Raw genomic sequence first — 2,127 nt, forward strand, 5'->3', positions numbered from 1 at the left:
TTCTTGTTCTACTTCATGAATGATATCACCGTCTTCATAGCCTCCAATTAGAAATGGCGAGTCAGGATCATGACGTTTTGCATTCTCCATAACAAGCCTGTTATCATTGTTGGCATAGCAATATCTGCAAAGATGCCTGCAAGTATCATAAGTACCTATATCACAGGCAAGATAGCAGGCGCAGGTGCTCCTGTTCTGCCTCTTTTGCTTATAGATAAGTCTGTGTCCAATAGCCTTTTCATAAATAGGAATTGTCATACAGCCAGAACAGTCTGCCCCGTACTTTGAAAGAAAATCTCCCTCCGCACAGGGTCTTACTACCATCCCGTTATCAGAAGCTATATCTATCATTGCCTTTCCAAGTTCTATAGCATCTTCTCTTTCTACTTCCCTTGCCGTTGGGAAATTGCGCTTAACCTTCTGATAAAGGTCTATAAAGCTTATGACTACAGTATCAGTATATCCTGCCAGTTCTCTTGCTATCTTACTAAAAGCCTTAAGGTGATATTCCTTTGAATATCTTTCTGATAAAAAAATCGGGTCATAGCGCCAACCAATACTATTAATACCAACCATTTTGGAAAGCTCTTTAAAATCCTGTATTATCTTGTGCTTATCGGGAACATTTGGTTCTATATCCCTGCCATAAGGAGTTATTGTTACAAACCAGTATTTGCCATAATCCTTAACAAGATCCATATATGGGAAAAAAGGTGCAGGATTCTTACTGCAAAAGCCTATTACATCCACCACGCCTGGATCCAGTCTGTATTTACTTACCTGTACCGGATTATAAGGATTTCTCACGCAGACATATCCTTCTTTAAGCCGGTTCGCAAACCATCTTGAATAAAAAGCGGGGATATCGGTTCGCTGACCCGTATTGATTATCATTAAATATTCCTATTCCGGCCGCCTTTTAGATCTGATCTATAAGGTTGACCATTTCTATGGCAGAAAGGGCACAGTCATAGCCTTTATTACCAGCTTTGGATCCAGCTCTTTCTATTGCCTGTTCTATATTCTCTGTTGTTACAACGCCAAAGAGTACAGGAACTCCTGTTGAAAGACCTACCTGTGCAACACCCTTTGATACTTCATTGCATACATAATCATAGTGTGATGTTGATCCTCTTATAACAGCGCCTACTGCAATTATAGCATCATACTTGCCACTTGCTGCCATTTTCTGAGCAATAAGCGGAATCTCGAATGCTCCAGGAACCCAGGCAGTAGAAATGTTATCTTCCTCAACTCCATGTCTTCTAAGACCATCAACTGCTCCGCCTACAAGCTTATTAACGATTATCTCGTTAAATCTTGATGCAACGATTCCTACCTTCATTCCTTCTTTGGCTACAAGTTTTCCTTCAAGTAATTTTGTACTCATGTTCTTTCTCCTTTTATACTAATTATTTAATATGTTTTTATTTAATAACTATTTCGTATCTCTTTTACTTTTAATACATTTTTATTGGATAACTATTTCATATCTCTATTACTTTCTCAGAATAATATGTATGCTATCCTCTAAATCAGCTTCTGTTCTCACTTCTTTTATCTTTACTCTTATACAGCGCTTCTTGGCTGTATCTTCTTGGTGCTCTCGTTTAAGAAAATATGGCCCATTTTCTTTTCCTTGGTAAGCATATAAAACTCATCATACTTCTGAGCTTCAATCTCTATAGGCACTCTCTTGTTGATCTTAAGTCCAAGTCCGTCAAGGCCGTAAACCTTGCTAGGGTTATTGGTAAGAAGGTTAAGTGTCTTAACTCCAAGATCTCTTAATATCTGAGCTCCGACCCAGTATTCACGAAGGTCAGGCGCAAAGCCAAGTTCTATATTAGCTTCTACTGTATCTCTTCCCTTTTCCTGAAGCTCATAGGCTTTCAATTTATTTATAAGACCGATTCCTCTTCCTTCCTGACGCATATAGAGAAGGATTCCTCTGCCTTCTTTTTCTATCTGGGAAAGTGCTGCAGAAAGCTGCTTGCCGCAGTCGCATCTAAGTGAACCAAAAACATCTCCCGTAAGGCACTCTGAATGAACTCTGCAAAGGACATCTTCGCCATCACCTATATCACCCTTAACAAGTGCTATATGATGCTCGCCTGTAATATCACTTAC

General features: G+C 39.3%; 3 protein-coding genes. All 3 read right to left on the reverse strand.

Annotated elements, in window-relative coordinates:
- Nucleotides 1-894 (reverse strand): DUF1848 domain-containing protein (locus tag K6G87_RS14320; protein ID WP_296838703.1); only part of this gene is annotated, 894 nt, incomplete at its 3' end.
- 25 nt (nucleotides 895-919) lie between these two features.
- Nucleotides 920-1,390: a 6,7-dimethyl-8-ribityllumazine synthase gene (ribH, locus tag K6G87_RS14325; RefSeq protein ID WP_296838705.1), complete on the reverse strand. Its 471-nt coding sequence runs from the start codon at nucleotides 1,388-1,390 to the stop codon at nucleotides 920-922.
- 179 nt (nucleotides 1,391-1,569) lie between these two features.
- On the reverse strand, nucleotides 1,570-2,127 hold a 558-nt coding region (gene ribA / locus K6G87_RS14330), incomplete at its 5' end, for a GTP cyclohydrolase II (protein WP_296838708.1).

The organism is Butyrivibrio sp., assembly GCF_024699075.1.

Bases quoted from the DNA above. Each gene is read 5' to 3' on its own strand.
- ribH (WP_296838705.1), bottom strand. From the start codon at position 1,390: ATGAGTACAAAATTACTTGAAGGAAAACTTGTAGCCAAAGAAGGAATG.